The organism is Nonomuraea sp. NPDC050202, assembly GCF_040656115.1.
Lineage (GTDB): Bacteria > Actinomycetota > Actinomycetes > Streptosporangiales > Streptosporangiaceae > Nonomuraea.
Genome location: NZ_JBFALF010000095.1, coordinates 1 through 7,723, shown reverse-complemented (window position 1 = coordinate 7,723; position 7,723 = coordinate 1). Strand labels below are relative to the sequence as shown.

The window sequence follows — 7,723 nt, the reverse complement described above, 5'->3', positions numbered from 1 at the left end:
GCCAGGGGCGGCCACGCCCATCAACCACCGGCAGCAGCGGCTGGATCCGCGCCCACGCCTTGTCGGTCAGCTCACCACGTCGCACCACGATCGACTATTCAACCGTGAACGTGATCATTTGTCAGACACTGCCTAAGCCGTGGATCGCCCGGCGCAGGCAGTTGGAGAAGATCGTGCTGCGGCGCGACCCGCGCGACATCTCCCGCGTCTGGGCGCTCGATCCGGACGGGGACTCCTATCTGCCGGTGCCGTATCGGACGATGTCCCGGCCGCCGATCAGTCTGTGGGGAGCAGCGCGCGGCAGTTGCTCGGCTTCGGGGGCTGGGGCGCGATCAGGTGAATGAGACGGCGCTGTTCGCGATGGTCGAGCAGATGCGGCAGATCACGAAGGACGCGGCGGCCAAGACCCGCCGGGCCCGCCGGGAGGGCGAGCGCCGCTCCGCGACTCCCGCCACGCCCCGGATCCCACCTGCGCCAGTACCGCCGACCTCGGCGCAGGATCCTGCGGAGGGGGAGTCGGTGCGCCCGTTCGAGGTGATCGAGCAGTGGTGAGCAGCAAGCCGGACGTCGAGCTGGAGATAGGGCCGGAAGAGGAGCTGTCTCATCTGCATGAGACTGCCCGGCCGGTGGCACGGCTGCCCGCCGCCGAGCGGCTGGCCCGCGTACGGGCGGATCGATGGATCGGCTACACCCGCGCCACGCAGGCGCTGGCCCGGCTGCAGAAGCTGCTGACCTGGCCGACCAAGCAGCGGATGCCGAACCTGCTGGTGATCGGACCGACCAACAACGGCAAGTCGATGATCGTGGAGAAGTTCCGGCGCTCGCACCCGCCGATCTCCCATCCGGACGCCGAGGAGATCCCGGTGCTGACCGTGCAGATGCCGTCCGACCCGCAGGTGGCACGCTTCTACACCGCGCTGCTGGCCGCGCTCGGTGCGCCGCTGCGGCCCCGCCAGCGGCTGGCCGAGCTGGAGCAACTCGCCCTGCGCCTGCTGCGACAGGCCGGCGTGCGGATGCTGGTGATCGACGAACTCCACAACGTCCTGGCCGGACGCGGCGATACGCGCCGGGAATTCCTCTATCTGCTGCGCTTCCTCGGCAACGAGCTGAAGATCCCACTGGTCGGCGTCGGCACCCGCGACGCCTACCTGGCGATCCGCTCCGACGACCAGCTGGAGAACCGCTTCGCCCCGTTCACGTTGCCGCGCTGGGAGCCCGACCGGGAGGCGAGTGCCCTGCTGGCCAGCTTCGCCGCCGCCTTCCCGCTGCGCCGCCCCTCCTCCCTGGCCACCCCGGAGATGGCCGAATACCTGCTGACCCGCAGCGAGGGTACGATCGGGGAATTGGCCGCGCTGCTCACCGAGGCCGCCGTCGTGGCGATCGAGTCCGGTGAGGAAGCCATCAACCAGCGCACCCTGCTCATGGCGGGCTACGAGGGGCCGACCGAGCGGCGCCGCCTGTTCGAACGCGAACTCACATGAGGCCAGGCGAGCGCGTCCGCCGCTGGCCGGTGCACCCGCCGCCCCATCCCGGTGAGGCGCTGACCTCCTGGCTCGGCCGCCTGGCGAGCATCTACCACCTGTCGCCGCGCCAACTGCTGCAGCACAATCTTGGCCCGGCCTCCGCCCTGCTGGACGACCCAGCCGCCGATGATCTGGACTGGGATCCGCCGGGGGCGATCCTGCATGCGCTCGCCGAGCGGACCGGCACGCCGGTCGGCCGGCTACGCCGGATGACGATCGGCGGGTGGGTGCCCTGGCTGGCCGACACCCTCGACTCGGACCTCGGCGCGGAAGCCTTCCCCACCTACGTCCGGCAGGACTCCGTCCTGCTGTGGCCGGGCGAGGCCGGCCGCAACGTCGTCCAGCGATGGCGGCCCTGGTTCCCCCTGCCCCGTCACACCCCTCGGACCGTGCGGCGGGTCTGTCCTGTCTGCGCCGCCGAGCCCAGCCGCGGGATCCCGTTGACCGCCAGGATCCCGCTCATGCTCAGCTGTCCCATGCATGGGCGCCGCCTCGAAGTCGAGCAGGCGTTCTGGCTCGCCGAGGCGCTGGGCGAGCCTGCGCCGGACCACGCGGCACCCGAGCACATCGTGGCCATGGACCGGCTCACCTTCCAGGGCCTGACTTGCGGCACGGTCAGCCTGCCCCGCCGATCCGTGCACGTCGGCGTCTGGCTCCGGCTGCTGCGCACCCTGCTGGACGAGGTCAGCCTGTCCACCTCGCGAGTCCGCCGGCACTCGGCCACCGCCCTGGAACAGATCTGGGCCACCGCCGGCCGGCTGCCCCGGGCCGGCATCACGGTATGGCGCCCGTACGAGACCTTCGACCCCATGCGTCAAGAAGCGCTGCTGGAAGCCGCCGCGACCGCGCTGGACCTCATCCGGACCGGGAAGATCACCGCGCGCGGCAGCCTCGGCCCGCTGCTGACCATCCAGCCGCACCAGCCCGTCTACGAGGGAGAGCGGCCCGGCGCGGCGGAGTGGACGCGTACGGCAGGGCGGGAGGCCATGCATCAGTCGTGGGCCCAAGCCCAGCGGGAGGTGGAGGAATGGTTCGACGCCGCGCGCATCGACGAGGCCGCCGCGCGCCGGATCTTTGGCATCCTCACCTGTTTTTCCCGGACGAGGGAGGCCTACGACCGGGAACGCGACTTCATGATCGGCCAAGGCATCCCCGCCTCGTTCCTTCCCGAGCCCGAGCCGGGCCGTTTCGCCTCCACCGGAGGTGTCCATTAGGGGAACCTCAACCGGACACCTGGACGTGCGGCCGCGGAGATCATCGAAGCGCAGCTCGGCACGCTGCCTCCGCGTCTCATATAGGTAGTCCGCGAAACTGTCCGGTGATGGGAGGCTAAACGGTACGGTAGGCGGGTGGGAGAACTCATCGGCTACGCCAGATGCTCGACCGTCGCTCAAGACCTCACCGCCCAGCGCGAAATTCTTGCGAGCCTCGGCGTCGCCGACGACCGCATCTACCTCGACAAAGGCCTGACCGGCACCAACCGCGAACGGCCCGGCCTGGACCAGGCACTGGCGGCCGTTCGCTCCGGCGACACCCTGGTCGTCCCGAAGCTGGATCGACTCGCCCGCTCCGTCCCCGACGCCCGCGACATCGGCGATACCCTCGTCACCCGCGGAGTTCGGCTATCGCTGGGCGGCAGCGTCTACGACCCGTCCGATCCGATGTCGAAGATGTTCTTCAACATGCTGGCGGTCTTCGCGGAATTCGAGGCCGACCTGCTCAAGATGCGCACCCGCGAGGGCATGGCGATCGCCCGCTCCCGCGGCCGACTCAAAGGCCGGGCGCCCAAGCTGACCGCCCGGCAGCAGGCCGAACTGGTCCGTATGCACGCCACCGGCGACTACACCATCGCCGAACTGATGGAGGTGTTCTCGGTCGGCCGCGCCACCGTCTACCGTGTCTTGGATCGCGCTTCCGACCGCTCTGACGACAGCCGGTCTGAGGCGAAGCGTTGAAGCGGCCGAGCAGGACTGGCGCGCGGGTTGCAGGAGACCATTTTCAATGGCTGCATGTGTGGGAGGCCTGCCTGGCCGCGCTGATCGACCGGGCCCGCGCGAAGCCTAATCCCGTGGTCCGGGTCGGTGTCGAGGTCGCGGGCGTCGACAACGTCGACGACGTGGTCCGGTACCGGCAGAGGCCGCCTCACCTCTACAGCCAGGTGAAATACGCCGTTGATGCTCGCACGGCCGTGAACGAGGATTATCTCCTGGAGCGGAGTGACGCCAATGGCCCTTCCATTCTGGAGAAGATCGCCGCAGCGTGGCGGAAGCTGACAGCTGACGGCGCGACCGTGGACCTGTCGCTGATCACTAACCGGCAGCTCGACTTCGCCGACCCGCTGGTCTCGAAGCACGATAGTCGGACCCTTCTGCTGATGCCAGGCGCGGGAGAAGGCGGACCGCGTTCGGCACAAGGCAGAGCGCGCCGCCGTTGGGCCGAGGCCACTGGGTTGAGCCAGGACGAGTTACTCGAGTTGTTGGCGGTTTTACAGTTCGATTGCGGGTTCTCCGTGGTGCGGATGCGAGAGCTGGTCGCGGGGAAGATGGGGTCAGTCGGGCTTCCAGCAGATGACCAGGACCTCAACATGGCCGCGGCTTGGGTGGAGGAGCAGGTCCGCAACGGCGTGACTGAGATCACCCTGGAGGCGATCGACCGTGCGGTTGAGAACCTGTGGCCGACCGCAAGACTGCTTCTCGGACCTGACACGGTAGCGGCACCGCTGGCTGGAGCTACTGAGGCGGGGGTCAAGGAACGGCTGGGTCTGCTTCCCTCCGCTTACCGGGATCAAGTGGTGTCCGCTTGGCGTGACTATCCCGAGGACACGTGGCGGCTGGTGACCGCGCTGACCGCCAGTCAACCGCTCCCCACCGAGGTCGCGGCTGAGTGGGCAAGCACACGTCCGGAGTGGCTGAAGTCAGCTGCTCCGCCGGTCCAGCTACTGGCGGGTGAGTTCGCCAGCGCATACGGGCAGTCCCGGCTGATGGCTGACCTGTTCGTGAAGGCCGTGGCGAATGGCGCGGTGCGCGGAGAGTTTTGGCGGGCGCGGGCCGCGCTTGTCTATGACGAGCTCGGTGACGAGCCGGAACGCGATCGTCTATTGGCGGAGCTGGAGAGTCGGCAGCTCTCCGAACCGTATGCACGTGCCGTTGTCCTGTCGTTTTCTGGCGACCGAGCCGCCGCACTGCAGGAACTGGAGCAATGGACCGCCGAGCCCGCTGACGGCGTCATCCGCGTGCTGACCCAAGTGCGGATCATGATGGCGGCTGAGGAACCGTACGCGCCTGGCAACCTCGACTTAGCCTTGGCTGCGACCACCAACGGCTCGAGTGTTCCCATGTGGTCGGCGGCGGTTGCGGTGGTCCGTGCGAGGCTGTTGGCTGTCCGAGCCCGGCTGGGGCGGGCCGGCACGTGGGACCGTGACCTGCGCGAAGCTACAGAACTGCTGCTGTGGGCGCGGGACGAGCGGCGTATCGTACGTGTCAATAGCGCGGACACGGTCGCCCAACTGTGCGGGGTGTTGCTGGCTCAGCAGGACTACCGGCGGCTGATTCAGGTGGCGACCTTCGGTGACGATGGAGCGACGCGAGCCGAGGCTGACCACCCGGAGGTATTGGAGAACCTGGCGGTTGCTGCCTTGTACCTCGGCGACTTGGACCTGGCCCGCGACTGCATGCAGCGGTTGTCAGATCAGGCAGCGCGGGCTCGGGTTAGAGCATTGCTTGCCGAGGCGCAGGGTGAGGACCAGTCGCCGTTCTGGCGGGCTGCGGTTGAGACTGCAGAAGATGATGATCAGCTTGGTCAGGCCCTGTACGGGCTCGCCCAAAGTGGCGCCACCGAGCTGCCGCGGTTGGAGGAACTAGCCGCCCGCCATCCGGAGGCGGCGGAGGAGATCCGGGCGCAGGCGGAGGCGGCGGCCGGTCATACTGACCAGGCGTTGCGGAATCTGCGGGCCAAAGCATCGACTTCGCTGACCGCAGCACTCACCCTTTCTCGCGTCTACGGCGACACCGACCGCATCGATGACCAGATCGCTACGCTCACCACGGCGGCGCGGACCTTTGGTGACAATTCCCTCATGCTGACGGCGGCCGAGATTCTTATCCGCGCCGATCGTCGTCAGGAAGCGGCTAACCTGCTGGACGACCTGCTGGCCCGTACCCCTGCGCAAGGGGCATCACGGGTCCGAGCCCTGCAGATGGCCGCGAAGCTCGCCGCTGATGACCGGCGTCCGCATGACGCCGCTGATCTGCTCCGCAACGTCCTCGAGATAGACCCTGGTGATACCTCTTCTCGATGGGCGCTAGCCGACCTCTTGTTGCATCGCGGGGAACTTGACTCCGCCTGGCAAGAAGTGACCGGAGCGCCAGAACAGCTCAAGCCCGCCACCGTTGCCCAAGCCCGTCTATGGATCAGCCTGCATGTGCGACGCGGAAGACCGACCGTGACGGTAAAGGGCTGCCTGGAACTCCTACGGCGATTCAGCGAAGACCAAGAGTTCGGTGCCTTTGTGGTTACGAACCTGATCATGCCGGGGAGCATCGACAACACCGTTCCTCAAGCACTCCAGGAGGAGGCCCATCGGGAGATCGGCCGGTACTTCGACCGATGGCCGTCGGGACCGATCCGTCGGATCGAGGGTGCCGATCCAGCCGCTGCTCTCACGCAGGTGGGTGAGCTGATGCGTCCCGGCGCGGAACGCCGTCGGCATCTGCGGGGCATTGGACGAGGCGTCCTCCTCGGGAAGCTGCCGGTGAGTCTCCTGGCGAGCGCGGCTGGACGCAGCTACGCCGAGGTTCTCATCACCCGGATCGGCTTCGCCATTCCTGCCAGACACCCCGACCCTGCTGAACACGCCACCTGCCTGGCGACCGTGCAGACCCACGCCGACAACCCAGTCGTGATCGATTCCACTGCCGCCGTCGTTTTGACCGCGCTTCCTGCCGATGTTCGGGACTCCGTGATCGGCGTCTTCTCACGCGTCGGAACCACCGACACCGTGACCGTTGACGCTTTGGCCGCTCGCGACGTTCTCGCCATGCGCAGCACGGCAAGTCTCGCTTATGACGAAGAGCACGGCACCATCCCCGTTGACCATTCCACCCCGGCCGAGGCCGACCGGCTTGCTGAGGCGGCCGAAGCCCTGTTGACGCTCATCTACCGATTCGAACGGGTGCCGCGTCCTGCGACCTCCGCGTTTGCATTCGAAGACGCCCCTCCTCCGCTCATCACCTGGGTGTCGGCCGCCGACCTCGCCTTCCTGAAGGGCTGTGCGTTGTGGAGCGACGACCCAGTCTTGCGGATGCTCGCCCGGGGCGTTGGCATCCCCGCCACCTCTACTCCGGCAATTCTTGACCACTTGCACACCACCAAAGTGATCAGCGGCCATGAGCACGAGACGACGCTCCGCCGGCTGATCACAGCCGCCATCGGCGACTTCCCTCTTCACGAGAAGCGGCTGATGGAACTCGCTGAGAATGACCGATGGCAACCCCACGCGGTCGCCCGGATCCTTGCCCGCCCCGCTACCTGGGCGAAGCCGTCCGCCATGATTCCCCTGTTCAACCGGTTGATCGCCGAGGTTCGCGTTCACCAGCCCGACACCCTGCCGGCCTGGCTGTATCACGCGGTGCAAGGCGCCGCCACCGCCATGTCCGACCGCCGGGCCGCCACTACCATCGCCGGGAACCTCCTGGCCTGCGCCCTAGAAATTGGACGCGCGACCCCCACGGCAGCTGTTACCTTGACCACCGCAGCCCGCCAAGCCTTGGCCGGCTCAGCCGATCCGGACGAACCACCGCCAGACTCACCCTTGGTCGCCTGCGCAAAGGCCCTGATGAACATCTACACATCCCAGCTTCCGCCTGACCTGGCCCTTCAGGCTGTGGTGTCTCTGTTCTCCGCGCACCAGCAGGAAGACCGGGAGGCTGTGGTACGGGTCCTCTTGACCTCATGATGCAAAGCACCGTGTGGCGCCACGCTGAAAAGCGGCCTGATCCACACCAGTTAAGACGGTGAAAACGGGGGTGGCTAGGCAGTGTCTGACAAATGATCACGTTCACGGTTGAATGGTCGATCGTGGTGCGACGTGGTGAGCTGACCGACAAGCCCGCGTTCCGCATAATTCGGGGTTCCTGGAGGTCGTAGCGACCTGAACGCGCAGGTCAGGGACTTGAAGTCTGGGTCGACGGCCGGATTCGCCT

Annotated in this window: 5 protein-coding genes and 1 pseudogene; all 6 read left to right on the top strand. The window is 67.4% G+C overall.

The features are described from left to right. A pseudogene (locus AB0I79_RS62890) lies at positions 1 to 344 on the top strand (hypothetical protein); the annotation flags it as partial. Further along, the gene (locus AB0I79_RS62885) at positions 337 to 552 is read left to right on the top strand and encodes a hypothetical protein (protein WP_357896174.1); all 216 of its coding nucleotides are present in this window, start codon (positions 337 to 339) and stop codon (positions 550 to 552) included. The pseudogene AB0I79_RS62890 and the gene AB0I79_RS62885, both read left to right, overlap by 8 nt. 20 nt (positions 553 to 572) lie before the next feature. Next, complete coding sequence (locus tag AB0I79_RS62880; RefSeq protein WP_357896177.1) at positions 573 to 1,481, top strand: TniB family NTP-binding protein; 909 nt, start codon at positions 573 to 575, stop codon at positions 1,479 to 1,481. Next, on the top strand, positions 1,478 to 2,737 hold the full coding sequence (locus AB0I79_RS62875) for a TniQ family protein (protein ID WP_357896171.1): 1,260 nt from the start codon (positions 1,478 to 1,480) through the stop codon (positions 2,735 to 2,737). Before AB0I79_RS62880 ends, AB0I79_RS62875 begins: the two co-directional genes overlap by 4 nt. A 135-nt stretch (positions 2,738 to 2,872) precedes the next feature. Continuing rightward, positions 2,873 to 3,478 carry a recombinase family protein gene (locus tag AB0I79_RS62870; protein WP_357896168.1) on the top strand — a complete coding sequence of 202 codons (606 nt, stop codon included), beginning with the start codon at positions 2,873 to 2,875 and terminating at the stop codon, positions 3,476 to 3,478. Further along, on the top strand, positions 3,475 to 7,476 hold the full coding sequence (locus AB0I79_RS62865; protein ID WP_357896164.1) for a tetratricopeptide repeat protein: 4,002 nt from the start codon (positions 3,475 to 3,477) through the stop codon (positions 7,474 to 7,476). The genes AB0I79_RS62870 and AB0I79_RS62865 overlap by 4 nt, the downstream gene beginning before the upstream one ends. Positions 7,477 to 7,723 lie beyond the last annotated feature (247 nt).